Origin of the sequence: Nonomuraea sp. NPDC003804 (assembly GCF_040610675.1) — a bacterium.
Lineage (GTDB): Bacteria > Actinomycetota > Actinomycetes > Streptosporangiales > Streptosporangiaceae > Nonomuraea.
Window position 1 is genome coordinate 249,260 of sequence record NZ_JBEXMT010000004.1, and the last position, 26,139, is coordinate 275,398.

Here is a 26,139-nt window from a genome sequence, read left to right on the forward strand (position 1 = left end):
CATCGCCGACGCGGGTCCGGCCGGTGCGCCACCGCGCGCACGGCGGCGGGCAGCTCGGCCACGAGCTGGGGCGGCGCCGCCGGAACGTCGAGACCCGCGGCGCACCCGGGTGATCGTCGTGGCGGGATCGGAAGACTTCTCCGAAGGCTTCGACACCCCCGCCGATGTCGCCAGGATCCCCGAGGGGTACTCCGGCGGCGTCTGGACCAACCGCATCGACCGCGTGGCCTCCCTGCTGCGCCACCAGCCGAGCCTGCGCCACCGGCCGAGCTGACGGTCTCCGCCGGGCACCGGCGGCCCAGCGCTCTCGCCCGCACCGGGTACCGGCCCCGGTGCGGGCGGCCGTCACGGGCGCCAGTACAGTGCGGGGTCGGGGTGCTCGACGAAGCCGAGTGACCGGTAGAGCGGTTCACCGTCGCGGGAGGCGTGCAGGTCGACGCGGGCGACGTCCTGTTCGCGGAACCAGTCGAGCAGCCCGTGCATGATCGCGCGGCTGTGGCCGCGGCGCCGGTAGGCGGGGTCGGTGACCACGCCGATCACGTGTCCGACCCGGCCGTTGTGCGAGTGCGGGCCGGGGAACCACTGCTCGATGGTGCCGATGCCGCAGGCGGCGAGACCGTTGTCGCCGTCCACGACCAGGATGCACGCGTCGTCGGCGGTCAGCTTGTCCTTCAGAACCGTGGTGAGCGCGTGCCGCCACTCGTCGCCCGCTGAGGAGGGGTTGAAGAAGTCGCCGCCGAGGGTCGCGAACAGCAACGCCCGCAGGCGCACGAGTTCCGCGACGTCATCCTCGACTGCCTGCCGTACATCGCTGTGGTGCCTCATACCCAACAGCCTGATGTAATGAGCTTATGCATCTCAACCCTTACGGCGAGGGCGCCGTGAAGCTGGCCGCGAGCCTGGCCAACCGGCGCCCGGCGACCGCGGACGAGCTCGCGGACCGCTGCCGCGCCGCCGGGCTGGTGCTGGAGCGCCCGGTCACGCCGCAGGACCTCGGCCACACCATGGACACGCTGGACGCGTGGGAGAAGATCGTCGACGCCACCGACGAGCACGAGCGCGCCGCACTGCTCAACCGCATGCTGGCGGCGGCCGCGGCCTACCCGCGGCTGACCGACCACGCCGGATCCGGCTGGCACCTGCACTACCGCGACGACCGGCAGCCGCTCGGCCCCGTGCTGTTCGCGCTGATCTCCGTCGGCACCGCGCTGCACCTGGCGGGGCGGGGGATACACCGGCTGCAGCGGTGCGCCGTGGACGGGTGCACCCTGGTCTTCGCCGACACCTCCCGCACCGGACGGCAGCGCTACTGCTCCCACCGGTGCGCCAACCGCGACGCGGTTCGCCGGCACCGCGCCCGAGTCACACCCATGACCTCGCCATGAGCCCTTTCCCGCCGGCCGCTCAGCCCGGCGGAGCGGCGCGCCGCAGCCGGACGGCCGGGAGCCGGCCGCCCGCCGTGCCCTGGGCTCCGGGAACCGCCGTGACCAGCAGCCCCTCGATCGGGACGGCGATGCCGGCGCCCGTGCGGAACCGGCCCAGTTCCTCCCGGGCGTCCGCGATGATCCTGCCGTACACCTCGTCGCTGATCCGTTCACGGAGCGGCGTGCTCTCGACCTCGTTCCGCACCAGCTCGTCGACGGAGCCGAGCCGTACCGTCCCGGCGCGGGCGGTGATGGCGGTGACCCGCAGCCCGGCGGCGGCGAACAGCCCCGCCAGCGCGTCGGTGTCGCCCAGCTTCCAGTAGGCGCTCAGCAGGCTGACCGCTTCGGGCCCTGCGTGGCGGGCGGCCACCTGGACGAGCGGGCCGTAGCCCGGCTGGCGCTCCAGCCGCGCCCACACCTGGACGGCCACGCGGCCGTCCGTGGCCACGACGCGCGCCATCTCGCGCAGGGCGCGGACGGGGTCGGGGAAGAACATCAGCGCCGACTGGCACAGCACGGCGTCGAACGACCCGTCGGCGAACGGCAGATCCGCCGCGTCGCCCTGCCGCCATTCGAGGTCGGGGCGCAGCCGCCGGGCGACGGCCAGCATGGCCGCGTTGAGGTCGAGGCCGGTCACCCGTCCCCGCTTTCCGGCATGCCGGGCGGCGGCGCGGGCGACGACGCCCGTGCCGCAGGCGACGTCGAGGACCCGCTGGCCGGCCGCGACGCCGGCCGCCTCGACCAGCAGCGGCGCCCATTCGCCGAAGATCGCGGGAACCAAACTCGACTCGTAGCTCTCCGCCTGGTCGACCGAGAGCTGGAACGTCTCCGTCGGGCTGCTCATCGCGCACGCTCCGTGAAAGGTGGCCGGGTTCCCGGCCAGCATGCGCCGCGACCGGGCACGGAAGCATGGGGCGACTGCCCTATTCGCGGGCGCGTTCGCGGCGGGATAATCGTGACGTGGGGGTCGATGAGGCCGTTGCCGCCGGGAGGGCCGCCCTCGCGGCAGGTCACTGGAAGGACGCCCGCGCCGCCTTCGAGACCGCCCTCGCGCGGGAGGAGACTCCTGAGGCGCTCGACGGGCTGGGGCAGGCGCTGTGCTGGCTGGGCGAGTACGGCACGGCGGTCGCACTACGAGAGCGGGCCTTCGCCGGCTTCCGCGCCAGGGGTGAGACGCGGTATCCCGCGGTGATCGCGGCCTACTGGCTGGCTTTCGAGTACGTCGCGCTGTACGGGAACTACGCGGTCGCCGGCGGGTGGCTGGAACGCGGGAAGCACCTCGCCGAGGCGGCGGGCGACTGCCTCGAGCGGGGCTGGGTCGAGCTGGCCTGCGCGATGGCGAGTGACGACCAGGCCGTCAGGCTGCGGCACATCGAGGCCGCGCGGCGCCTCGCCGTCCGTTTCGGCGACACGGACCTGGAGTTCGACGCCCTGGCCTACAGCGGCGTGTGCCTGGTGGAGCGGGGCCGTACCGATGAGGGCATGCGCCGGCTCGACGAGGCCGCGGCGGCCGCCGTGGGCGGCGAGGTGCGGAACGTCGCGGTGGTCGGCGAGATCTACTGCAAGATGCTGCTGGCCTGCGAGATGGTTCTCGACGTACGGCGGGCCGAGCAGTGGACGGCCGCGGTCGAGGCGTTCGTGCGGCGCACCGACGTCGTGTGGGCCGCGGCCATCTGCCGGATGTACTACGGCGGGATCCTCACCGCCGCGGGCCGGTGGGCCGAGGCCGAGCACGAGCTGACCACGTCCGTCCGCCTGTACGACGCCAGCTACCGGGCCCTCCGCCCCGGTTCGGTGGCACGTCTGGCCGACCTGCGCGTACGGCAGGGCCGGCTGGAGGAGGCGGAGCGGCTCCTCGACGGCCACGAGCACGACGGGTACGCCGTGCGGCCGCTGGCCGGCCTCCACCTCGCTCGCGGCGAGGCGGAAAGCGCCGCGACGCTGCTCCGCCGCGGGCTGGCGGCGGACAGCCGGAGCGCCGAGAACCAGGGAGACCACGAGGACAGGGACCAGGGGGACCAGGAGGGCACAGACCAGGGAGACCACCAGGACGCGGACCAGGGGGACCACGAGGACGGCGGCCACGAGGGCGAGGCGTTGCGGGCGCCGCTGCTGGCGCTGCTGGTGGAGGCCGAGGCGGCGGCCGGGCACCTGGCGGCCGCCCGGCTGGTGTGCGCCCGGCTGCGTGCCCTGCCGGAAGCCGCCCGAACCCCGCTGACCAGGGCATTCATCGAGTACGCCGCCGCGCTCGCCGGCGAGGGCGAGGTCCGCGGCCATCTCGAGGCGGCTCTGGCGGGCTTCGTCGCGGCCGGCCTCCCGCTGGAGGAGGCCCGAGCCAGGCGGGCGCTGGCCGAGGCTCTGCGCCCGTCCGCGCCCGAGGTGGCGATCGCCGAGGCCCGGACGGCGCTGGCCGTCTCCGAACGGCTCGGCGCCCGTGCCGACGCCGACGCGACGGCCGCGCTGCTGCGCAAGCTGGGGGTGCGTGGCAGGACCGGGCCCAAGCAGGCCGGCGTCCTGTCGAAGCGGGAGCGGGAGGTGCTCCACCTGATGGGCCTCGGGCTGTCCAATCCCGAGATCGCCGAGCGGCTGTTCATCAGCCGCAAGACCGCCTCCCACCATGTCAGCAACGTGCTGGCCAAGCTGGGCCTGCGCAACCGCGCCGAGGCCGCCGCCTACGCGACGGCCCGGGCGTGGGGCGAGGATCTCGACAGACCCACTTCAGGTAAGTAGCTTCTTCTCAGTAAGGGCGCCGCCCTCGCGTCCGGAGGGCACACTCCACCGGGAGACGACCATGAACCACAGCCCCGCGGCGTGCCGGGCCCGCGAGATCCTCGACCGCGTGGGCGGGAAGTGGTCGCTGTCGGTGATCCATCAGCTCGGCTCGGGCACCAAGCGCTTCACCGAGCTCAACCGCGGCATCGACGGCATCAGCCACCGCATGCTGGCCGTCACGCTGCGGGAGCTGGAGCGTGACGGCATCGTCTCCCGCACCGTCCGCGCGGTCATGCCGCCGCATGTCGAGTACGCGCTCACCACCATGGGCCGCGCCCTGCTCGACACCATGGGCGGCCTGGTCGTGTGGGCGGAGGACCACCTCGGCGAGATCGACGCCGCCCGCGCCGCCTTCGACGCCCGGACGGCGACCGGGGGTGACCGTCCCTGAGCCAGGCGGCCGGCGGACGCCGTCCACGAAGGTGATCCCGTTCGGTGCGTTCGTCGAGGTGGCGGATGGGGTCGAGGGGCTGGTCCATGCCTCGGAGTTCCCTCTCGACGTAATAAGAGAAGCCGCGCGGTGAGAACTGCGCTACTGCGCGGCGCCCAGGACGCCGGCCTGTCCGCCTCCTGGAAGGGGCGGCCGACACATTGTCGATCAACAGGAGCCCTCAATACACTGCTGGTCCTTTGGGGCTACGGCCGAGAGAAGGCGGAGCCTGGGCGGACCCACCCTGGTCGTTGGAGGGGCGTTGAAGCTGGGCTATTGGATGCTGGGCATCGGGGCAGTGGTGCTACTGGTCTGGCTTGTGGTGTCGAAGGACGCGCAGGAGCCGAGATGCGGCGGCGAGAGGATGAGCAGCGGTGATTATTGCTCGAGCCGCCGGACGGGGCCCGACAGCTATGAGGAGAAGAAGGAGGATGCCGCGGCGGTCGCCTTCGGGATGGGGCTGGTCGGCGGGACCCTCGTGGTGGGTGGCGCCCTCCTGGTGGTCGGCGAACGCGCGACGCGTAGCTTCCGAGACGGCAGCAGACAATGGGCCAGAATCCAAAGGCGGCGGGCTCAACTGGTGTTGGACATCCGCGCCACCGAACTCCCGCTCGTATCGGGGCGGGGCTACAACCAGCGAGAAGTCGATGCCTACATCGAACGGATCATTGCGGGCCTCGAAGGAAGGGAGCCCGCTTTTCGCAGGGAGAAGAACCATCCGAGCGGGATCTCGATCCTCCATGGCTTCTCGATGGCCTCACCCGGATACGACATACGTCACGTCGACGCCTTTCTAGACCATCTCTACGGCCTGCTGGACCGGGTTGACGGGAATTGACCTGAATCAGACTGCCCGACGACGTGGATGACGACGCCGGGCCAAGGGCGATGGCTCTTTGGTCCGCGCATCCGATTCACGAGTGCACGTCGACCGCCGAGCGCTATCAGCATCCGCTGGTGGGCGCGATGACCTCGTCCAAGGGGCCTGCTCCGGACGAAGCCTCGGAGAGAACCCCGCCCGGGGTAGACAGCCGCCGCCTGCCCTGGGGTCGAGGAACGCAGGAACAGCCATGAGCGGTGAGAAAGATCTTGCAAGTCAACGACGAAGGGCGTCGCTTCCGCGGAGGACGCCCTGAGGCGGGTCAGGGGCCGTCCACGTAGGCGCGGAAGTCAAGGATGGACAGCGGTGGCACCGGCTCGTCCTCCGTGCCCGGCGCGGGGCTGCGGTCCAGCAGCTGGGTGCCGACCACGGAGCCGCCGAACACCGCGTGCAGCCGTACCGTGCCGCCCGACAGGTTGCGGAAACCGTGGGACACGCCGGGCGGCACGAGGATGACCGACCCGGGCCCCACCGGCTGCCATTCCCCGTCGTAGAACGCCTCCGCCTCGCCGTCGTCGATGATGAGGACCTCCTCGCTGGTGTGGAAGTGCACGGGGATGATCTCGTCCGGCGCGAGCTTCTCGAAGTTCAGCACCAGGTTCTTCACGTAACGACCGTCAGGACGGGCCGGGTCGAGCACCAGGGAGTGGCGCGAGTTCGGCTTGTGGTTGTGCGGGTCCGGAGGGAAGGGCTGGTAGTCCATGCGAGTCACGATGCTCATGGCAGCAGTCTGGTTCCGCGTGCCCCGCGCAGGAAGATCGCACTTTTCGGGAACCCGGTGACCCCGAGGTAACCGCCGAGCCCGCGCGGCTAGCGCATCCGCAACGCGAGCAGGAAGTCCACCCGCTGGTCCCAGGAGTTCAGCGACCGCCCGGTCAGCTCCTCGATCCGCTTCAACCGGTAGCGCAGCGTGTTGACGTGCACGTGCAGCCGGTCCGCCGTCGCCGACCACGACCCCGACTCCTCCAGGAACGTCTCCAGCGTCTCCAGCAGGTCCGTCTGGTTCGTGGCGTCGTAGGCCTCCAGCCGTCCCAGGAGGCGCGCCCTGAACGAGCGCCGCAGCGGGTCGGGGATCGCCGCCAGCAGCGTCCGGTGCGAGCTGACGTCGTCGCCGGTCACCACGCTGACCCGCTCGGCGCCGAGGGAGGCGAGCGAGCGGGCGTGCCTGGCCTCCTCGATCAGCCCGCTCAACCCGGCGGGCCCGGTGGTCACGCTGCTGACGCCGAGCGCGATCCGCTCGTCGCCCAGCCCCGCCTCGAGGATGCGGGCGCCCTTCACCAGATGGCCGGTCAGCTCAGCCGCGCTGTTGCCCGCCAGCGGGACCAGCGCGATGGCCTCCTCCCCCGCCGCGGTCACGATGCCGGGCGCGAGCGGGCGCAGCAGTTCGTCGAGGACGGCGACGCCGACCTCGGGCCCCGCGGCCGTCAGGGCGACGACCAGCAGACCGTGCTCGGTCTCCACGTGGAGGGTGTGCAGGCGGGAGACGAGCCCCGGCAGGGACGCGTCGCCCGACTCCAGCAGGCGCAGCAACTGGTCGAGGACGCGGCGTTCGATGCGCTGGGCGGCCTCCAGACGCGAGCGTTCGAGCGCGACGAGAGCGGCCAGTTCGACCAGGACGTCCTCGCTGTCGCCCTGCGCGCCCTCCCCCTGGTAGGCGAGGAACCAGTTGGCGATCCGGTGCGGGGCGCCCTTGCTGATCGGGAAGACCGACAGGCGGTCGACCATGCCGGGCAGGAAGCGCGCGGTGAGGAAGGTGTGGGCGAGGCGCGCCCTGGAGTCCTCGTCGAGCGGCTGCGAGCCGACGATCACCCGTCCGGTCGCCGACATCACCCAGCACGGCACGTCGAGCTCGCCCGCGACCGTGTCGACCAGCTTGGTGAGGCTGCCGCCGTCCACCAGGGTGCTGGCCAGGCGCCGGCGTCCGCCGGGCGGCCGGCGGGGCGCGGCGCCCAGCTCGGCGATCAGCGCCCGCAGCACCTGCTCGGTGACCTGGCTGAACGGCACGTCCACCGGCAGCGTGAGCAGCGGCAGCCCCGCGGCGGCACAGGCATCGATGAGGTCGGACGGCGGGACCTTGAGCGCGGTGCCGCACACGAGCGCCGCCACGTCGCCCAGGCCGCGCACGAAGGCGGTCGCGGACTCGGCGCCGGTGTGCCAGGTCAGCTCGGTCAGCACCAGCTCGCCCGGCTTGACGAAACGGGACGGGTCCGGCAGGTCGGTGGTGGCGACACCGCGCACCCTGCGGTCGAGCAGGTCGTGGCCGGTCAGCACCTTCAGCGCGAGGTGGTCGTCGTGGACGAGGTCCCTCAGCCGCATGGCCAGCTCTCCTGGCGCCAGGCCGCGTCCCAGTACATCCACTCGAACCGGGCGGTGGTGATCGCCCGCTCCACCAGCCGCTCCCGCTCGTCGGCGGTCAGCGTCAGGCCGTCGAGCAGGTCGAGCACGCCCGCGACGGTGTCCTGGTAGTCCTCGCCGCCGTAGGTCTCGATCCACCACGCGTAGAGCGGGTCGGGCGACGACTCGGCCAGCAGCTTCTCCCCGACGCGGGCGTAGATCCAGTAGCAGGGCACGATCGCGCCCAGCGCCTCCGGGAAGGTGCCCAGCGAGCAGGTCCGCACCAGGTACGACGCGTAGCCCACGGTGGTCGGTCCGGCGGGCGACTTCAGCGCCTCCGCCTCGTCGAGCCCGAACGCCGCCAGCAACTCCAGGACGAGGCTGTGCTCGACCTCGACGGTCCTGGCGGCGTCGGCGGCGAACCTGTGCACGGCTGACGGCTGCGGCGACCTGGCGGCGCAGGCGGCCAGCGCCCTGGCGTAGTCGGGCAGGAAGTGCGCCTCCTGCATGACGTAGTGGCGGAAGGCCTCGCGAGGGAGCGAGCCGTCGGTGAGCCCTTCGAGGAAGGGATGCCGCAGGATCTGGCGATAGACGCCGTCCATCGCCCGCCACAGTTCGTCGCGAAACCTCACACTACGGGACGGTACATCACTATCCGTGGCGCGAGTTCGATGCCGAGCTCCCGCTCGTGCCGGACGATGGCGCGCAGCTCCGGCCCCGGGTCGTCCATGACGGCGAAACCGTGCCGCTCGTACCACGGCCCGTTCCACGGCACGTCGCGGAACGTGGTCAAGGTCACCCCCGGCGCGCCCACGGCCAGCGCGTGGTCGGCCACGGCCGCCACGAGCCTGCCGCCGATGCCCTGCCGCATGCTGTCAGGATGGACGGCCAGCTGGTCGAGATGGACGTTGCCGTCGACCATGCTGATCATGGCGAAGCCCCTGCCCTCCACCAGCACCCTGCCCGGGTCGTCACACTCCTCGACCATCGTGGTGCCCGGCGGGAAAACGATTCCGACCTGCGCGAACAGGCCATCGGCCGCACGCTCGACATCGGCCAGCCCCGCCAGCTCGTCCTTGTCCGCCCAACGCACCATCGACACGCACGCACCTTTCCCTGGATGGTGTGCACTGGCATTAGTGTGATGATCGTGTGCCGGCTGTGCGGAGCCGGAACCCCTCCACAGAATGTGCCCATGCTTCGGCATGGGCACATTCATTTTCACGGGTCGCGCCGGATGGAGCCGCGTCGAGCCGGTTGGCGCCGGTGGTTCGAGCCGGTCACGCCGACGGGTCGCGCCGGCGGTTCGCCGGTTGGCGCCGGTGGTTCGGGCCGGCTACAGGTCGAGCAGGGCCTCCAGGCCCACCGTGAGCCCCGGCAGCTCGCCCACCCTGCGCACGCCGAGCAGCACGCCCGGCGTGAACGAGGCGCGGTTCATCGTGTCGTGCCTGATCGTCAGGATCTCGCCGGCGCCGCCGAGCAGCACCTCCTGGTGGGCGATCAGCCCGGCCAGCCGTACGGAGTGGACGTGGACGCCGCCGACGTCGGCGCCGCGCGCCCCGTCGAGCGCTGAGCTGGTCGCGTCGGGCATCGCCGCCATGCCCGCCTTGGCCCGCGCCTCCGCCACCAGCTCCGCCGTCCGGCGGGCGGTGCCCGAAGGGGCGTCGGCCTTGTTCGGGTGGTGCAGCTCCACGATCTCGACCGAGTCGAAGTATCGGGCCGCCTGCTGGGCGAAGTGCATCATCAGCACCGCGCCGATGCCGAAGTTCGGGGCGATCAGGCAGTTGGTGCCGGGAAAGCGCTCCAGCCAGCCACGCACCGTGGCCAGCCGCTCCTCGTCGAACCCCGTGGTGCCCACCACCGGGTGGATCCCGTGGGAGATGGCCCACTCGAGATTGCCCATGACCACATCGGGATGGGTGAAGTCGACGACCACCTGCGCGCCCTCGAGCGACTCGATCGGATCGTCCCTGTCGACGGCCGCCACGAGCTCCATGTCGGTCGCCGCCTCGACGGCCCTGCACACCTCGACGCCGACCTTGCCGCGCGCCCCGAGCACACCCACTCTCATCACGCCCCCACCCTATCGGGCCGCCTCATCCCGTACGGCCCCGGCGCGTTCTTCTCCCCCGTACGGCAAGCGGGCCCACGCCCACCCCAGGCACGGGGCCGGTCCCTGTCCAGGGTGACGCCACTCCAGCGCACGGGGCCGGCCGCCGTTACGCGACACCCCCGACCGACCCACGGAGCCATGGCCTCACGGGCCCCGAGGGTCCACCGTCACAGCATCCACGGGCCCCGCAGCCACGGCGGCACGGCGTCACGGGCACGGCCCCACGGGTCCCACAGGCACGGCGGCGCGGGGGGCAGCGCCGGCCCGCTGGAGTGGCGTGACAAGTGAAAAGGCCACCGAGTGACCCCGGTGGCCTTGACCCCGCTGTGCCGTCAGGAGATCGCCGAGGAGAAGTCCTTGTCCGCGTACGGGCCGATGACCGCCAGGGTCAGCGGGCGGTTCAGCACGTCCTTGGCGACCGCCGCGATCTCCTCGGGGGTGACCGCGTCGATACGTCCCAGCACCTCGTCCACCGACATCAACTCGTCGTAGACCAGCTCGTTCTTGCCGATCCGCGACATCCGCGAGCCGGTGTCCTCCAGCCCCAGCACCAGCCCACCGCGCATCTGGCCCTTGCCGCGCAGGATCTCCTCCTCGGTGATCCCGTCGGAGACCACCCTGGCCACCTCGTCGCGGCAGATCCGCAGCACGTCGTCGATCTTCGAGGGCAGGCAGCCCACGTAGATCCCGAACTGCCCCGTGTCGGCGTAGGCGGAGGTGTAGCTGTAGGCGGAGTAGGCCAGGCCGCGCTTCTCCCTGATCTCCTGGAACAACCGGGACGACATGCCGCCGCCCAGCGCCGCGTTGAGCACGCCGAGGGCGAAGCGCCGGTCGTCGGTGCGCGACATGCCGGTGGTGCCCAGCACGAGGTTGGCCTGCTCGGTGGGCCGGTCGAGCACCCTGACCTCCGACCGGCTCGGCGCACCGGGACCGCTGGTGCGCGGCGGCGCGCACTCGCGGGGTCCCTCCAGCGCGCCCGCCCGCTCGTAGGCCCGCGCCACCAGCTCCACCACGTGCTCGTGCTGGATGTTGCCGGCGACGGAGACGACGGTGCGCGGCGGCCGGTAGTAGGTGCGGTAGTACTCGACGATCCGGTCACGCCCGAGGGCGTTGATGGACTCGACCGTGCCGAGGATCGGCCGCCCGATCGGCGAGTCGCCGTACAGGGCGGCCGAGAACTGCTCGTGCACCACGTCGGAGGGGTCGTCGTCGTGCATGGCGATCTCTTCGAGGATCACGCCACGCTCGGACTCGACGTCCTCCTCGGTGACGAGCGAGGAGGTGACGACGTCGGCCAGCACGTCGACGGCCAGCGGCAGGTCCTCGTCGAGCACCCGCGCGTAGTAGCAGGTGTACTCCTTGGCGGTGAAGGCGTTGATCTCGCCGCCGATGCCCTCGATGGACGCGGAGATCTGCATGGCGTCACGCGTCGGCGTGCCCTTGAACAGCAGGTGCTCGAGGAAGTGCGTGGCCCCCATGTGCTCGGGGGCCTCGTCACGCGAGCCGATGCCGACCCACATGCCGACCGCGACGGAGCGCACGGTCGGCATGGTCTCGGTCACCACACGCAGCCCACCGGGGAGGACGGTGCGCCTGACCACCCCGGCACCGTCCCTGCCGGGATGCAGCGTGACGGTAGTCACGAGGCCTCCTTCGTCGGCCCCGTGACCACGGTGCTGTGTCTACTGGTGCCCTCGCTACGCTCGGTCACGAGTTCCGGTCTTCTCCGTCGGACGAGGCGGGCTTGCGGACCCTGGTGCGGGTACGGCGGGGCTTGTCCTCGCGCGGCTTGTCCTCGGCGGGGGCGGCGGCGGCCGGAGCGGCCTCCTCCTCCTCCTCCGGCGCGGCGGCAGCGGTGGCCTCCTTGGCGGCGGCCTCCTTCTCGATGACCTCGACCGGCACCAGCGACAGCTTGCCCCGCGAGTCGATCTCGGCGATCTCCACCTGGATCTTCTCGCCGACGCCCATGACGTCCTCGACGTTCTCGATGCGCTTGCCGCCGTGCAGCTTGCGGATCTGCGAGACGTGGAGCAGGCCGTCCTTGCCCGGCATCAGCGAGATGAAGGCGCCGAAGGCGGCGATCTTCACGACCGTGCCCAGGTAGCGCTCGCCCACCTCGGGCATGTGCGGGTTGGCGATGGCGTTGATCGCGCTGCGGGCGGCCTCGGCCGAGGGGCCGTCGGTCGCGCCGATGTAGATCGTGCCGTCGTCCTCGATGGTGATCTCGGCGCCCGAGTCGTCCTGGATCTGGTTGATCATCTTGCCCTTGGGGCCGATGACCTCGCCGATCTTGTCGACCGGGACCTTGATGGTGATGATGCGCGGCGCGGTCGGGTTCATCTCCGCCGGGGAGTCGATCGCCTCCTGCATCACGTCGAGGATCGCCAGGCGGGCGCCCTTGGCCTGCTTCAGCGCGGCGGCCAGCACGGAGGCCGGGATGCCGTCGAGCTTGGTGTCGAGCTGGAGGGCCGTGATGAGGTCCTTGGTGCCGGCGACCTTGAAGTCCATGTCGCCCATGGCGTCCTCGGCGCCCAGGATGTCGGTCAGGGTGACGTAGGTGTCACCCTCGCCGATCAGGCCCATGGCGATGCCCGCGACCATCTCCTTGAGCGGGACACCTGCGTCCAGCAGCGCCATCGTGCTGGCGCAGACCGAACCCATCGAGGTGGAGCCGTTGGAGCCGAGCGCCTCGGAGACCTGGCGGATGGCGTAGGGGAACTCCTCGCGCGACGGCAGGACCGGGATCAGCGCCCGCTCGGCCAGCGCGCCGTGGCCGATCTCGCGGCGCTTGGGCGAGCCGACGCGGCCCGTCTCACCCGTGCTGTAGGGCGGGAAGTTGTAGTTGTGCATGTAGCGCTTGGTCCGCTCGGGGTTGAGCGTGTCGACGACCTGCTCCATGCGCAGCATGTTCAGCGTGGTGATGCCCAGGATCTGGGTCTCGCCGCGCTCGAACAGCGCCGAGCCGTGCACCCGCGGGACCACGTGGACCTCGGCGTTGAGCGCGCGGATGTCCTTCGGACCACGCCCGTCGATGCGGACGCCCTCCTTGATGACCCGCTCGCGCATGAGCTTCTTGGTCAGGCTGCGGAAGGCGGCGCTCAGCTCCTTCTCGCGACCCTCGAAGTCGGGCAGCAGCTTCTCGGCCACCAGGCCCTTGACCCTGTCGAGCTCGGCCTCGCGCTCCTGCTTGCCGGCGATCGTCAGCGCCGCGGCGAGCTCGGACTTGACCGCGCCCTCGACGGCCTCGAGCGCGTCGTCCTGGTAGTCGAGGAAGACGGGGAACTCGGCCGTCTCCTTGGCCGCGACCTTGGCGACCTTGGACTGCGCCTCGCACAGCACCTTGATGAACGGCTTGGCCGCCTCGAGGCCCTGCGCGACGCTCTCCTCGGTCGGGGCGGCGGCGCCCTCGCCGACCAGCTTGAGCGTGTGGTTGGTCGACTCGGCCTCGACCATCATGATCGCGACGTCGCCGTCGTCCAGGACGCGACCGGCCACGACCATGTCGAAGGTCGCGCGCTCCAGCTCGGGGTGGGTCGGGAAGGCGACCCACTGGCCGTCGATCAGCGCGACGCGGACGCCGCCGATCGGGCCGGAGAAGGGCAGCCCCGCCAGCTGGGTCGACAGCGAGGCGGCGTTGATCGCGATCACGTCGTAGAGGTGGTCGGGGTGCAGCGCCATGACGGTCGCCACGACCTGGACCTCGTTGCGCAGGCCCTTGACGAAGGACGGGCGCAGCGGCCGGTCGATCAGGCGGCAGGTGAGGATGGCGTCCTCGGAAGGACGGCCCTCACGGCGGAAGAACGAGCCGGGGATGCGGCCCGCGGCGTACATGCGCTCCTCGACGTCGACCGTCAGCGGGAAGAAGTCGAGGTTGTCCTTGGGACTCTTGGACGCGGTGGTGGCGGACAGGACCATCGTCTCGCCGTCGAGGTAGGCGACGGCGGAGCCGGCCGCCTGCCGGGCGAGCCGGCCGGTCTCGAACCTGATCGTGCGCGTGCCGAACGAGCCGTTGTCTATGACGGCTTCGGCGGTGTGGACACCCTCCACGGGGGACCTCCTTGATGGTTGGTCACCCGCGCCCTCTTTCACCGGCACCCTTCGTAAGGTGCAGCGCCGGTCTTCGATCGAAGCGCCCGGTCACGATGACCGGAAGCCACTACCGAGGACCGGCCCGCAGGCGTCGCGGGTCGCATGGTGCTGTAGCGGACGCGGGGGCTTTCAGTGTGTCTCGGATATTCAGTTGTCCGACGCTAGGCGCGCCGGATGCCATATGCGAAGGGAGCGGCGCCGAGCGCCGCTCCCTTCCTACTCTATCGGCGCAGGCCCAGCCGCTCGATGAGCGAACGGTAACGCGCGATGTCGTTGTTCTGCAGGTACTTCAGCAGGCGACGCCGGCGACCGACGAGCAGCAGCAGGCCACGACGGCTGTGGTGGTCGTGCTTGTGCGTCTTGAGGTGCTCGGTGAGCTCGCTGATGCGCTTGCTGAGCAGCGCGATCTGCACCTCGGGCGACCCGGTGTCGCCCTCGGCCGTCGCGTACTCGGCGATGATTGCCTTCTTGGCAGCGGTGTCGAGGGACACGGCTCTCCTTCGATCTACGGACACGCGTCGATGAGATGAGATTGCGAGCGACCGTGCGTGCCTACAGTCGCCGCGAGAAGGCACTTCAGGGCAGCGCACAGCGCCACCGTTACAGAGCCGACATGCAAGGTTACCATTGCGGTCCGCTCCCTGACACATCGTTCTTGCCGGGCCGCGGCCGAACCGTCCGTACGCCGCCCGTGGCGGTCACCCCCGTCGCCAGTGTCCCGGGCGGCTGAGCGACGGCGGGATGCGCGTGGCCGCGTCTCCCCTGGCGGCGTCGAGCTGTGACTGGGTGAGGAACAGGCAGCCGCGCAGGTCGGCGCCGCTCAGGTCGGCGTTCCTGAAGTCGGCGCCGATCACGTCGGCTCCGCGCAGGTCCGCGCCCCGCAGGTCGGCGCCGATCAGGTAGCCGCCCCGCAGGCTCGCGCGGCGCAGGTCGGCCCCCTTGAGCCTGGCACCCATGAGATCCGGCTTCATCGTGCGCCCGAGCCGCTGCCCGCCGTGGCCGCGCACCAGCTCGCCGGCCTGCCGCAGCAGGGGCGCGACCGCCGCGCGCAGCGCCCCCGTGTCGGCCTTCACCAGGACGTCGGCGTCACCGCCGATGAGCTCCTCGATCTCGTCGGCGGCCCGGCCCAGCTCCCCGTGGACGGCCTCGGCCGCCGGCCAGCCCAGCGCCTCGGTGACGTAGTAGAGCAGCTCGTGCAGGTCGCGCATGACGGGGAAGACCTCGCCGGCCCGGCCCGCCAGACCCGCCTGGGTGACCTGCTGGCCGGCGCCGAAGCAGTCGTAGACGGTGCAGCCGGGGAAGCCCTTGTCCCTCAGCCGGGCGTGGATGCCGCAGCGGTGGTCGGCGCGCAGGTTCGGGCACGCCGTCCCGGCAGGCTTGTCGATCGCGAAGTCGGCCGAGGCCGCGAACGCCGGCACGACGCAGCACAGGCCGGCGCAGCTCGCGCAGTCGGCACGCAGCGACGCCAGGGCCCGGCGGCCGCCGGCTCCCTCGTCCCCATGGTGTCCCACAGATGTTCCTCAGGTGCTCAGGCGGGGTGCGGCCGTCCGCCGGTCAGGCGGCGGACCTCGGCCACGTCGGCATGGATCTGGTCGATGAGCGCCTCGATGGAGTCGAACCTGGTGTTGCCGCGCAGGCGTGCGCCGAAGTCGACGGCCACGTGCATGCCGTACAGGTCGAGGTCGTCCCGGTCGAGCGCGTAGGCCTCCACCGTCCGCGGCACGCCCTCGAAGGTGGGGTTGGTGCCGACCGAGATGGCGGCGGGCCAGACGCAGCCGTCGTAGCCGGCCGGCAGGTTGCCGACCGCGACGCACCGCAGCCAGCCCGCGTAGACGCCGTCGGCGGGGATGGCGGTGTTGGGCGCGGTCTCGACGTTGGCCGTGGGGAAGCCGAGCTGGCGGCCGCGCTGGTAGCCGCGCACGACGACGCCCTCCACCCGGTGCGGGCGGCCCAGCGCCTCGGCCGCGGACTCGACGTCGCCCGCGGCGACGAGCTCGCGGACCAGAGTGGATGAAACACCGGACACCAGGGGGATCTCCTCGACCGTGAAGTCGTACTTGTCGCCCAGCTCGCGCAGGGTCGCGGGGTCACCGGCGGCCTTGTGGCCGAAGGCGAAGTTCGCGCCGACCACGACCGCCGCCGCGCGCAGCCGTTCGGCGAGCACGCTCTGGGCGAAGTCGGCGGGGCTGAGGCGCGACAGCTCCATCGTGAACGGCACCACAAGCACCTCGTCGACGCCCAGCGCGGCCAGCAGCTCGGCCCGCTGCCGCGCGGTGGTCAGCCGGGGCGGCTGGGTGCCGGGCCTGACGACCTCGGCGGGATGCGGCTCGAACGTCAGCGCCACGCACGGCAGACCGAGCGAGCGGGCGACGGCCACGGCGCGCTCGACCACCCGCCGGTGACCGAGGTGCACGCCGTCGAACACGCCGACAGTGACGACGGATCTTCCCGACTCCTGCACGCCCGCGCCCCATTCGCTCTCGTGGCGGATCAACCACCCTCAAGCGTGCCATGCCGCGCGGGGTGTTTCGCAACGGGGTGACGGCGGGTGCCGGTGTTCCGACCGGGAGCAGGCGAAACAGCCCAGGCGGTACCATCCGCTGCATGTCCCGATACGCCTTGCTGATCCTGCCCGCCTTCAACCGGGTCTACGGCGAGAGCGCCGTCCGCCTGACACGCAGCGAGCTGGAGGTCTTCGCGGCCGTCTCCGACGTGGAGGAGACGCGGATCGGCGGCGTGCCGTACGTGACGTTCGAGGCCGACGAGCCCGACCTCGGGCTGCTGTCGAACCTGTCGTCCGTCTACGCGATCTTCGGCATCGAGGGCGACCTGCTGCGGCCCCTGCAGATGCGCCCGCTCGACCGGCTCTCCAGCGACCTCATCACCATCCAGAAGTACGCGGGCAAGACCAACGAGCACTTCACCAAGCTGCTGCTCAACGTCACCGTGCTGGCCTCCGACTTCCCGCTGGACGGCCACCTGTCGGTGTTCGACCCGATGTGCGGCCGCGGCACCACGCTCAACCAGGCCCTCATGTACGGCTACGACGCCTACGGCATCGACGTCGACGGCAAGGACTTCGACGCCTACAGCGGCTTCCTCAAGACGTGGCTGAAGAACAAGCGGCTCAAGCACACCGCCGAGACCGTGCCGGTCAGGCGGGAGCGGACGCTGATCGGCCGGCGGCTCAACGTGTCGTTCGGGCTGTCGAAGGAGGCGTTCAAGGCGGGCGAGACGCAGCAGGTGGCCGTGGTCAACGCCGACACCCTGCGCGGCCGCGAGTTCTTCAGGCCGCGCTCGTTCGACGTCGTCGTGACCGACGCGCCGTACGGCGTGCAGCACGGCAGCAAGGGCGCGACGGGCCTGTCCCGCAGCCCGCTCCAGCTCATCGCCAAGGCGGTGCCGGTGTGGGCGGAGCTGCTACGGCCGGGCGGGGCGATCGGCATCGCCTGGAACACCTACGGCGGGTCGCGCGACGACCTCGCCGCCATCCTGGCCGCGCACGGGCTCGAGGTGTGCGACTACCCCGACTTCGCCCACTGGGTGGACCAGGCGATCGTCCGCGACATCATGGTCGCCCGCAAGCCGTAGCCGGCTGCTGGGGAGCCGGTCAGCCGGCGAAGACCGCCAGGGGGCGAGCGGTTCGCCCCTGCTCCTCCACCAGCGCCAGCAGCTCCCCGTCCGGCCCGAACACCCCGATCGGCCCCTTGCCGAGCCCGGCCGACGGCAGCCGCCCGCCGTGCGAGACCACCCGCGCCTCCTCGGCGGTCACGTCCCGCCGGGGGAAGGCCGCCGACACGGCCGCGCCGATCGGCAGCACCACGCATTCACCGGCCAGCTCCTCGATCGTCCTGGCGAGGGACAGGTCGTACGGCCCCACCCTGGTGCGCCGCAGCGACGTCAGGTGACCGCCGACCCCGAGCGCCGCCCCCAGGTCCCTGGCCAGGGCCCTGATGTAGGTCCCGCTGGAACACCTGATCGTCGCCCTGATGTCGGGCCCGTCGATGGACTCGACGGCGAAGTCGTACACGGTGACCGGCCGGGCGGCCAGCTCGACCTCCTCGCCGGCCCGCGCCCGCTTGTAGGCGCGCTCGCCGTTCACCTTGATCGCCGACACCTGCGGAGGCACCTGCATGATCCGTCCGGTCAGCGCCTCGATGCCCTTGCGCACGGCCTCGGCCGTCACACCGTCCGTCGCCGCGGTGGCGATGACCTCGCCCTCGGCGTCGTCGGTGTTGGTGGTGACGCCCAGCCTGATCGTCGCCTCGTAGACCTTCTCGGTCAGCGCGAGGTGTCCCAGCAGCCGGGTCGCCTTCTCCACGCCGATCACCAGCACGCCGGTGGCCATCGGGTCGAGCGTGCCGGCGTGCCCGACCCGCCGGGTGCCCGCGATGCGCCGCATCTTGCCGACCACGTCGTGGGAGGTCCAGTCGGCGGGCTTGTCCACGATGATCAGACCGCTCTCGGCCATCTACTCTTCCTCAGCAGTTCTCGAAACCGGTCCATCGTCACGTCAACGCCGTCGTGGGAGGTGAATCCCGCCGCGTACCGGTGGCCGCCGCCGCCGAGCGCCGTGCAGATCGCGCCGACGTCGACCCCGCCCTTGGAACGGGTGGACACCTGCCACACGCCGTCGTCGTCCTGTTTCAGCACCACCGCGACGTCGGCCTCGTCGGTGCGGCGGATCACGTCGATGATCGCCTCCACCTCAGAGTACGGCAGGCCGTAGGCGGCCCTGTCGGTGTGGGTGACATACGTCCACACCAGGTCGTCGTCCAGCACCACGCGGTCGAGGGCCGCGCCGAGCACCTTCAGGTACCCGAACGGGGAACGGTCCCACAGCTCGCGGGCGATCTCGTCGGTGCGCAGCCCGGCCGCCACGAGCCTGGCCGCCATCAGGTGCGCGGCAGGCGTCGTCGAGGAGTGGCGGAACGAGCCGGTGTCGGTCACCAGCCCGACGTACAGCAGCGTCGCCATGTCGCGGTCGAGCGGCTGCCCGAGGCGCCGGATCAGCTCCTCGGTGAGGACGGCCGTCGCCGCCACACCGGGGTCGATGAGGCTCACGGTGCCGAAGCCGTCGTTGGAGGCGTGGTGGTCGACGACGATCACCTCCCGCGCCTTGCCCGCGTTGGCCGCCAGCAGCCCGAGCCGGTCGAGCGTCGAGGAGTCGAAGGTGATCATCACCTCGGGCTCGGCGGGGAAGGCGGAGGGGACCGTGAGCAGATCCTGCGCGGGCAGGAACCGCAGCAGCCTGGGAACCGCGAACCTGCGCTCGCCGAAGGAGGCGACCACCCGCTTGCCCATCGCGACCAGTGCCTTGGCCGCGGCCAGCATCGAGCCGAGCGCGTCGCCGTCGGGCGAGATGTGGCAGGCCAGCGCCACCTCGTCGGCGTCGCGGATCAGCTCGAGCGCCCGGTCCCACACCGCTTCGGGGATCGCCTGCGGTGCTCCCGCGACCGGACCGCCCGCCTGCGTGCTCAGGCCCGCACGTTCGGGGGCGCCGGCGGACGCGGGGCGCGCCGAACCGCCGCCCGCCGTACCCGGAGGAGGTCCGGCGGACCGGCGGCGGGTCTCGTCACGCACGTCCGGCGTCACGTCGCGGAGTATCCCGCGCGATCGGAGACTTCGTCCTCGTCCTCGTCCTCGTCGAGCTCCGGCTTCTTGTACGGGTCGGCCTCACCCGCGTAGGCGGCGCCCTCGGCCCGCCTGGCCACCTCCGCGTCACGCTCCTTCGCCGCCGCGAACAGTTCGTCCATCTGGCGGGCGCTGTCGGGCAGCGGGTCGTGCTTGAACGTCAGCGTCGGAGTGAAGCGGACGCCGGTCTGCCTGCCCACCTCCGAGCGGATGATCCCCTTCGCGCTCTCCAGCGCCGCGGCGCTGTCGGCGCGCTCGGCCTCGGAGCCGAACACCGTGTAGAAGACCGTCGCCTCCCGCAGGTCAGCGGTGATACGTGTGTCGGTCACGGTCACGAAGCCCAGGCGCGGGTCCTTGATCCGGCGCTCCAGCATCTCGGCGACGACCTGCTGGATGCGGTCGGCGAGCTTGCGTGCCCGTGCGGCGTCCACCATCTTGATCCCCCTAGTGTTCGGTCAGTCTTCGTCGTTGTAGAGCCGCTGCCTGGCCGACAGCAACTCGATATCGGGGCGGTAGGCCACCAGCCGCTCGCAGGCGTCCATCACCTCGCCGCAGTTGCCCGCGGTGGCGGAGACGACGGCGATGCCGATCTCCGCCCTGCGGTGCAGGTCGAGATGGCCGGTCTCGGCGACGGCGACGCTGGGGAAGCGCCGCTGCACCTCGGCGACGATGGGACGCACCACGGATCGCTTCTGCTTCAGCGAGTGCACGTCGCCGAGCAGGATGTCCAGGGTCAGGGCACCGACATACATCGTTGGCAACCACCGCAGGTCCGATGTCCGGTCGCGGGCGAGGCCGTCCGGGCGGGCCGCGGTGGAGAGCCCTGTCCGGTTCCTCGCACGCTCCGCGCGCCCGGGCCGTCCCCTGGCGTGCGGCGGTGCCGTCCGTGCGGACACGATCGGCACCAGTATCGACAACGTACCCGTACGAGCGGTTAGTCCGGTTCGTAGGGGTGAGACTGCACACCTCGCCGGCTCGTCCGGCTTCCGCCCTCGGGCGACGCCCGCCGCGGAGCGCGGCGGGCGCGTCGGGTCCGCCTGCGGCCCGGCGGCACCGGGCACGGCGGCCCGGACTCGGGCCGCACCCTGCCGGCGGGCAAGCCCCGCGGCCCAGGGACACGCTCGTCCACGACGGCCGCTCAGAGCCGCGGCGCCCGGGAACAGGTCCCGGGGCCAGGGTGGGAGAGCCGCAAGAACGCCGGCGTGCGAGGGGCGCCCGGCGAAGGCCTCGCCGGGCGCCCTACCGTGCGTCACACGCGCGGCTTCTCCCGCATCTCGTACGTCTCGATGACGTCGTCGAGCTTGATGTCGTTGTACCCGACACCGATACCGCACTCGAAGCCCTCGCGGACCTCGGTCGCGTCGTCCTTGAAGCGACGCAGCGACGACACGGTGAGGTTGTCGGCGATGACGACACCGTCCCGGATGAGCCGGGCCTTGCTGTTGCGCACGATCGTGCCCGTGCGGACCAGCGAACCGGCGACGTTGCCGATCTTCGGCACCTTGAAGACCTCGCGGACTTCGGCGGTGCCCATCTGGACCTCTTCGAACTCGGGCTTGAGCATGCCCTTGAGCGCCGCTTCGATCTCCTCGATCGCCTGGTAGATGACCGAGTAGTAGCGGATGTCGACGCCCTCGCGCTCGGCCAGGTCGCGGGCCCGGGGCTCGGGCCTGACGTTGAAGCCGATGATGACCGCGTTGTCGTCGGCGACGGCCAGGTTGACGTCGTACTCGGTGATCGCACCGACGGCGCGGTGCAGGACACGGAGCCTGACCTCGTCGCCGACGTCGATCTTGAGCAGGGCGTCTTCCAGGGCCTCGACCGAACCGGACACGTCACCCTTGATGATGAGCTTGAGCTCGTCGACGCGGCCCTTCTCGAGATCGCTGAACAGCTCCTCGAGGGTGCGGCGACGGCTCGACTTCGCCATGTCGGCGCTGCGCTTGCGCGCCGCGCGCTGCTGGGCGATCTGCCTGGCCATCCGGTCGTCGGAGACGACGATGAAGTTGTCTCCGGCGCTCGGCACGGCCGTCAGACCCATCACCAGGACGGGGAAGGACGGCGTGGCCTCGTCCACCGGGTCGCCGTTGTCGTCGAGCATCGCCCGGACGCGGCCGAAGGCCTCGCCACAGACGATCGAGTCGCCGACGCGCAGCGTGCCGCGCTGGACCAGGACGGTCGCGACGGGGCCGCGGCCCTTGTCCAGGCGCGCCTCGATGGTGATGCCCTGGGCGTCCATCGACGGGTTGGCCCGCAGGTCGAGCTCGGCGTCCGCGGTGAGCAGGATGGCCTCGAGCAGGTTCTCGATGCCGGTCCCGTTCTTGGCGGAGATGTCGACGAACAGGGTCGAGCCGCCGTACTCCTCGGCCACCAGGCCGTACTCGGTGAGCTGGGCCCTGACCTTGTTGGGGTCGGCGCCCTCCTTGTCGACCTTGTTGACCGCGACCACGACGGGCACGTCGGCCGCCTGGGCGTGGTTGAGCGCCTCGATGGTCTGCGGCTTCACACCGTCGTCGGCCGCGACCACCAGGACGGCGATGTCGGTGGCCTTGGCACCACGGGCACGCATGGCGGTGAACGCCTCGTGACCGGGGGTGTCGATGAAGGTGATGCGCCGGTCTTCGCCCTCGTGCTCGGTGGAGACCTGGTAGGCACCGATGTGCTGGGTGATGCCACCGGCCTCGCGCGCCACCACGTTGGTGTTGCGGATGGCGTCGAGCAGCTTGGTCTTACCGTGGTCGACGTGACCCATGACGGTCACCACCGGCGGACGCGCCGCGAGGTCGCCCTCGTCGCCCTCGTCCTCGCCGAACTCGATGTCGAAGGCCTCGAGAAGCTCGCGGTCCTCCTCCTCCGGGCTGACGACCTGGATGTTGTAGTCGAGCTCGGCGCCCAGCAGCTGCAGGGTCTCCTCGTTGACCGACTGCGTGGCGGTCACCATCTCGCCGAGGTGCAGCATGATCTGCACCAGCGACGCGGGGTTGGCGCCGATGCGGTCGGCGAAGTCGGACAGCGACGCACCACGCGGAAGCCTGATCGTCGCGCCGTTGCCGCGCGGAACCTGCACGCCGCCGATCGACGGCGCCGACATGTTGTCGAACTCCTGACGCCTCTGGCGCTTGGACTTGCGACCACGCGCCGGACGGCCGCCAGGACGGCCGAACGCGCCTGCGGTACCGCCGCCGCGACCGCGACCGCCACCACCGGGACGGCCGGCGAAACCACCGCCGCCACCGCCACCACCGGTGCCGGTGCGCGGGCCTGCGCCGCCGCCGCCACCGGGACGACCGGCGAAACCGCCGCCGCCACCGCCGCCGGGACGACCACCGCCGCCACCGGGACGGCCGGCGAAGCCGCCGCCACCACCGGGACGCCCGCCACCGCCGCCGGGACGGCCCGCGCCGCCACCGGGAGCGGCAGGACGGCCCTGCGGCATCATCATCGGGTTGGGACGCGGACCACCGGGACGGGGACCACCCGCACCGGGACCGGGACGCGGACCACCGGCACCAGGACCGGGACGCGGTCCGCCGGCGCCGGGAGCGCCCTGGCCACGACCGGCGGGCGGACGCGGCATCGCGCCGTCGCGCGGACCGCCGTCACGCGGGCCACCGGGACGCGGGCCGCCCTCGCGGGGACCGCCGTCACGCGGGCCACCCGGACGCGGCGGGCGCTGGCCCATGCCGGTCGCGTTGGACGAGAACGGGTTGTTGCCGGGACGGGGGCCGGGACGCGGACCGGGCTTGGGACCGGGACGCGGGCCGCCGTCACGCTGGCCGCCGGGACCGGACTGACCGCCCGGGCGCGGCGCGCCCTGCTGCTGGCCACCAGGACCGGCGGGACGGCCGCCCTGCTGGCCGGGACGCGGACCGGGACGCGCGGCGGGGCCGGGACGAGGACCGGGCGTGGGGCGCGGACCCTCGAAGCGAGGCGCCTGCGGGGCCTCGCGCGGCTGCTCGGTGCGCGCGGCCTCCGGCTGCGTCTGGTGAGGCATCGGAACCGGCGGACGCGGGGTGCCGCCGGCGGGACCGGGGCGCGGCCCCGGCTTCGGAATCGGGCCCGGACGCGGGCTCGACGAGACAGGCGCCTCAGGGGCGCCACTGCCGGCCTGGGCGTCGCCCGGCCGGGGGGCAGCCCTCGGCGGCTGCGGCTTGGACGGCGAACCGCCGCCCTTCGTGGGCTTGGATACGCCCAAAGCTTCGGTGAGCCTGCGGACTACCGGCGCTTCTATGGTCGAGGACGCCGAACGGACGAACTCTCCCATCTCCTGGAGCTTGGCCATCACGACCTTGCTCTCGACGCCGAACTCCTTAGCGAGCTCGTATACCCGGACCTTCGCCACTGCACTCCCTTACTCGGCCCGGGAGGCTGGCAGTGCCGTCCGGACCGTCGTTACCTTGACGTCTTCATCGCCGCGTGCTCATCAGGCGCTCATAGCAATCTGACTCCGCCCATCAACTCGGCGTCCTACATGACATGTGGTTCTCCCTCCAGGTGCGCTCGCAGTCGCGAGACGTCAAGCGGCCCCGGCACGCGAAAAGCGCGCGGAAACGCTCGGCGACGCTCGGCGAGCTCCAGACAGCTCAGGTCAGGATGCAGCGATGCACCCCGGCCAGGGAGCTGTCCGCGCAGGTCAGGGACCACATGGTCCTTGACCAGCACCAGACGGAGCAGCTCGGACTTAGCCGTGCGAACCCTGCAGCCCACGCACGTTCTCAGCGGGGCCGCCTGGCCACCATATTCCAGCTTACCGCTTGGACGCATCTACGGAACCGGCGGGATCATCCGCCTGGGTGTCCGGACGAATGTCGATCCGCCATCCCGTCAGCCGTGCGGCGAGCCGGGCGTTCTGCCCTTCCTTGCCGATGGCCAGGGAGAGCTGGTAGTCGGGCACGGTGACCCGCGCCACCCTGCCGTCCAGGTCGAGAACCTCGACATGAGAAACGCGCGCCGGCGACAGGGCATTCCCGACGAAGTCCGCGGGGTCCTCCGACCAGTCGATGATGTCGATCTTCTCGCCGTGCAGCTCGGTCATCACGTTGCGCACGCGCGAGCCCATCGGACCGATGCACGCGCCCTTGGCGTTGACGCCCGACTTGCGGGAACGCACCGCGATCTTGGTGCGGTGTCCCGCCTCGCGGGCGACCGCCGCGATCTCGACGGTGCCGTCGGCGATCTCGGGCACCTCCAGCGCGAAGAGCTTCTTCACCAGGCCGGGGTGGGTGCGCGACAGCGTCACCGAGGGGCCCTTGTGGCCCTTCTTCACCTGCACCACGTAGGCGCGGATGCGCTCGCCGTGGACGTAGTCCTCCCCTGGCACCTGCTCGTTGTGGGGCAGCACGGCCTCGATCTTGCCGAGGTCGACGAGCACCACGCGCGGGTCCTGGCCCTGCTGGATCACGCCGGAGACCAGCTCGCCCTCGCGGCTGGCGAACTCGCCGAAGTTGATCTCGTCTTCGGCGTCGCGCAGCTGCTGCAGGATGACCTGCTTGGCGGTGGTGGCCGCGATGCGGCTGAAGTTGCCGGGGGTGTCGTCGTACTCCCTGACGATGTCGCCGTCGTCGTCGAGCTCGGCGGCGTAGATCGTGACGTGCCCGGTGGCACGGTCGAGCTCGGCCCTGGCCTTCGCCGCGGCGCCCTCCGTGCGGAAGTAGGCGATCAGCAGCGCGTCCTCGATCGCCTTCACGACCAGGTCGAAGGAGATGTCCTTCTCCCGCTCAAGGCTGCGCAGGACGCTCATGTCGATGTCCACGAGGCTCCCCCTTAGCCCTCGTCGCCGTCGTCGTCGAGGTCGTCTTCCTCGTCCTCGAACCGGCGGAATTCCACCTGCACCCGTCCTCGGGCCAGGTCCTGATAGTCGATCCTGCGCAGCGCGCCCGCGACGTCGATCTCCACACCGTCGTCGTCGGCGCCGAGGACGCGGCCCTCGACCAGGCCGCCGTCACGCAGCTCCGCCTTGACCAGGCGTTTGGCCGCGCGGCGCCAGTGGCGCGGCTCGGTGAGTGGGCGGTCGACGCCCGGCGAGGAGACCTCGAGCGTGTAGGGCGCCTGGCCCATCGTGTCGTCGCCGTCGAGCGTGTCGGACACGGCCTGGCTGACCTCGGCGATGTCGTCGAGCGTCACCCCGCCGTCCTTGTCGACGACCACGCGCAGCACGCTTCGCCTGCCCGCGCGGGTGATCGTCACGTCCTCCAGGTCGAGACCTGCGGTGGCGACGACGGGCTCCAGGAGCTTCATCAGGTGGTCGCGGGATGATGCGCTGCCCATATCGACCTCCCTATTGTGTTGCGATCCATGACCGCCCGTGGTGGCGGCCGCTCAGTCGACGACTGCTCATACCCTATCCGTACCAGGGCACGGAAAGAGCGCCACTCGACACGCTCGAGCGGCGCGGGCTCACGAGAGCGAGACCCTACCGCACCTCGGCATCACACCTCGGCATCGCACCGCGGCACGACAGGCG

26 protein-coding genes are annotated in these 26,139 nt (G+C 71.5%); 6 read left to right on the forward strand and 20 right to left on the reverse strand.

Translation table 11 applies throughout. From position 1 onward, the window contains the following. The first annotated feature begins 118 nt into the window (after positions 1-118). Positions 119-274 (forward strand): hypothetical protein, encoded by a 156-nt coding sequence (locus ABZX22_RS07305; protein WP_354906719.1) that lies wholly within the window; start codon positions 119-121, stop codon positions 272-274. A 71-nt stretch (positions 275-345) separates the two neighbouring features. On the opposite strand, the gene ABZX22_RS07310 is transcribed toward ABZX22_RS07305, so the two are convergent. Continuing rightward, positions 346-825 carry a GNAT family N-acetyltransferase gene (locus ABZX22_RS07310; protein WP_354906720.1) on the reverse strand — a complete coding sequence of 160 codons (480 nt, stop codon included), beginning with the start codon at positions 823-825 and terminating at the stop codon, positions 346-348. 26 nt (positions 826-851) lie between these two features. Between ABZX22_RS07310 and ABZX22_RS07315 the strand changes: the two genes are divergently transcribed. After that, entirely contained in the window at positions 852-1,385 is a 534-nt protein-coding gene (locus ABZX22_RS07315; RefSeq protein ID WP_354906721.1) for a CGNR zinc finger domain-containing protein, read from the forward strand. 19 nt (positions 1,386-1,404) lie between these two features. Here ABZX22_RS07315 and ABZX22_RS07320 read toward each other — a convergent pair whose 3' ends face one another. Beyond that, positions 1,405-2,268: a methyltransferase domain-containing protein gene (locus ABZX22_RS07320; protein ID WP_354906722.1), complete on the reverse strand. Its 864-nt coding sequence runs from the start codon at positions 2,266-2,268 to the stop codon at positions 1,405-1,407. Between the two features lie 116 nt (positions 2,269-2,384). Between ABZX22_RS07320 and ABZX22_RS07325 the strand changes: the two genes are divergently transcribed. The 3 genes from ABZX22_RS07325 (at position 2,385) to ABZX22_RS07335 (ending at position 5,464) form a co-directional block, all read left to right on the forward strand. Next, positions 2,385-4,154 (forward strand): LuxR C-terminal-related transcriptional regulator, encoded by a 1,770-nt coding sequence (locus tag ABZX22_RS07325; protein ID WP_354906723.1) that lies wholly within the window; start codon positions 2,385-2,387, stop codon positions 4,152-4,154. A 61-nt stretch (positions 4,155-4,215) separates the two neighbouring features. After that, a complete protein-coding gene (locus ABZX22_RS07330) occupies positions 4,216-4,587 on the forward strand; it encodes a helix-turn-helix domain-containing protein (RefSeq protein ID WP_354906724.1) in 372 nt (123 codons plus the stop codon). Positions 4,588-4,888: 301 nt separating this feature from the next. Continuing rightward, entirely contained in the window at positions 4,889-5,464 is a 576-nt protein-coding gene (locus tag ABZX22_RS07335) for a DivIVA domain-containing protein (protein WP_354906725.1), read from the forward strand. Between the two features lie 304 nt (positions 5,465-5,768). Here the strand turns inward: ABZX22_RS07335 and ABZX22_RS07340 are convergent, their stop codons facing one another. The 10 genes from ABZX22_RS07340 to ABZX22_RS07385 form a co-directional block, all read right to left on the reverse strand. Then, entirely contained in the window at positions 5,769-6,227 is a 459-nt protein-coding gene (locus ABZX22_RS07340; protein WP_354906726.1) for a cupin domain-containing protein, read from the reverse strand. Between the two features lie 89 nt (positions 6,228-6,316). Further along, positions 6,317-7,822, reverse strand: coding sequence for a helix-turn-helix domain-containing protein (locus tag ABZX22_RS07345; protein WP_354906727.1), 1,506 nt, complete (start codon positions 7,820-7,822; stop codon positions 6,317-6,319). After that, the gene (locus ABZX22_RS07350; protein WP_354906728.1) at positions 7,813-8,472 is read right to left on the reverse strand and encodes a TenA family protein; all 660 of its coding nucleotides are present in this window, start codon (positions 8,470-8,472) and stop codon (positions 7,813-7,815) included. Before ABZX22_RS07350 ends, ABZX22_RS07345 begins: the two co-directional genes overlap by 10 nt. Continuing rightward, positions 8,469-8,936 carry a GNAT family N-acetyltransferase gene (locus tag ABZX22_RS07355; protein ID WP_354906843.1) on the reverse strand — a complete coding sequence of 156 codons (468 nt, stop codon included), beginning with the start codon at positions 8,934-8,936 and terminating at the stop codon, positions 8,469-8,471. The genes ABZX22_RS07350 and ABZX22_RS07355 overlap by 4 nt, the downstream gene beginning before the upstream one ends. Positions 8,937-9,176: 240 nt before the next feature. Next, the gene (gene dapB, locus ABZX22_RS07360; RefSeq protein ID WP_354906844.1) at positions 9,177-9,911 is read right to left on the reverse strand and encodes a 4-hydroxy-tetrahydrodipicolinate reductase; all 735 of its coding nucleotides are present in this window, start codon (positions 9,909-9,911) and stop codon (positions 9,177-9,179) included. Between the two features lie 374 nt (positions 9,912-10,285). Beyond that, entirely contained in the window at positions 10,286-11,596 is a 1,311-nt protein-coding gene (locus ABZX22_RS07365; protein WP_354906729.1) for a pitrilysin family protein, read from the reverse strand. A 64-nt stretch (positions 11,597-11,660) separates the two neighbouring features. Next, positions 11,661-14,000: a polyribonucleotide nucleotidyltransferase gene (locus ABZX22_RS07370; protein ID WP_354906730.1), complete on the reverse strand. Its 2,340-nt coding sequence runs from the start codon at positions 13,998-14,000 to the stop codon at positions 11,661-11,663. Positions 14,001-14,263: 263 nt separating this feature from the next. After that, the gene (gene rpsO / locus ABZX22_RS07375) at positions 14,264-14,533 is read right to left on the reverse strand and encodes a 30S ribosomal protein S15 (protein ID WP_354906731.1); all 270 of its coding nucleotides are present in this window, start codon (positions 14,531-14,533) and stop codon (positions 14,264-14,266) included. A gap of 207 nt (positions 14,534-14,740) precedes the next feature. Beyond that, positions 14,741-15,553, reverse strand: coding sequence for a pentapeptide repeat-containing protein (locus tag ABZX22_RS07380; protein ID WP_354906732.1), 813 nt, complete (start codon positions 15,551-15,553; stop codon positions 14,741-14,743). Positions 15,554-15,570: 17 nt separating this feature from the next. Further along, on the reverse strand, positions 15,571-16,533 hold the full coding sequence (locus ABZX22_RS07385) for a bifunctional riboflavin kinase/FAD synthetase (protein ID WP_354906845.1): 963 nt from the start codon (positions 16,531-16,533) through the stop codon (positions 15,571-15,573). A gap of 113 nt (positions 16,534-16,646) precedes the next feature. On the opposite strand from ABZX22_RS07385, the gene ABZX22_RS07390 reads away from it, so the two are divergent. Further along, complete coding sequence (locus ABZX22_RS07390; RefSeq protein ID WP_354906733.1) at positions 16,647-17,633, forward strand: SAM-dependent methyltransferase; 987 nt, start codon at positions 16,647-16,649, stop codon at positions 17,631-17,633. Positions 17,634-17,652: 19 nt separating this feature from the next. Here ABZX22_RS07390 and truB read toward each other — a convergent pair whose 3' ends face one another. From truB to rimP, 8 genes are all read right to left on the reverse strand, one after another. After that, positions 17,653-18,513, reverse strand: a complete 861-nt coding sequence (truB, locus tag ABZX22_RS07395; protein ID WP_354906734.1) for a tRNA pseudouridine(55) synthase TruB — start codon at positions 18,511-18,513, stop codon at positions 17,653-17,655. Continuing rightward, entirely contained in the window at positions 18,495-19,637 is a 1,143-nt protein-coding gene (locus ABZX22_RS07400) for a bifunctional oligoribonuclease/PAP phosphatase NrnA (protein WP_354906735.1), read from the reverse strand. The genes truB and ABZX22_RS07400 overlap by 19 nt, the downstream gene beginning before the upstream one ends. Further along, complete coding sequence (gene rbfA / locus ABZX22_RS07405) at positions 19,634-20,110, reverse strand: 30S ribosome-binding factor RbfA (protein ID WP_354906736.1); 477 nt, start codon at positions 20,108-20,110, stop codon at positions 19,634-19,636. Before rbfA ends, ABZX22_RS07400 begins: the two co-directional genes overlap by 4 nt. Positions 20,111-20,131: 21 nt before the next feature. After that, on the reverse strand, positions 20,132-20,428 hold the full coding sequence (locus tag ABZX22_RS07410; protein ID WP_354906737.1) for a DUF503 domain-containing protein: 297 nt from the start codon (positions 20,426-20,428) through the stop codon (positions 20,132-20,134). 497 nt (positions 20,429-20,925) lie between these two features. Then, positions 20,926-24,018 carry a translation initiation factor IF-2 gene (gene infB / locus ABZX22_RS07415; RefSeq protein ID WP_354906738.1) on the reverse strand — a complete coding sequence of 1,031 codons (3,093 nt, stop codon included), beginning with the start codon at positions 24,016-24,018 and terminating at the stop codon, positions 20,926-20,928. Between the two features lie 125 nt (positions 24,019-24,143). Then, positions 24,144-24,440 carry a YlxR family protein gene (locus ABZX22_RS07420; protein WP_354906739.1) on the reverse strand — a complete coding sequence of 99 codons (297 nt, stop codon included), beginning with the start codon at positions 24,438-24,440 and terminating at the stop codon, positions 24,144-24,146. Beyond that, complete coding sequence (gene nusA / locus ABZX22_RS07425) at positions 24,424-25,428, reverse strand: transcription termination factor NusA (RefSeq protein ID WP_354906740.1); 1,005 nt, start codon at positions 25,426-25,428, stop codon at positions 24,424-24,426. The genes ABZX22_RS07420 and nusA overlap by 17 nt, the downstream gene beginning before the upstream one ends. Before the next feature lie 11 nt (positions 25,429-25,439). Then, complete coding sequence (gene rimP / locus ABZX22_RS07430; RefSeq protein ID WP_354906741.1) at positions 25,440-25,943, reverse strand: ribosome maturation factor RimP; 504 nt, start codon at positions 25,941-25,943, stop codon at positions 25,440-25,442. Positions 25,944-26,139: the final 196 nt, after the last annotated feature.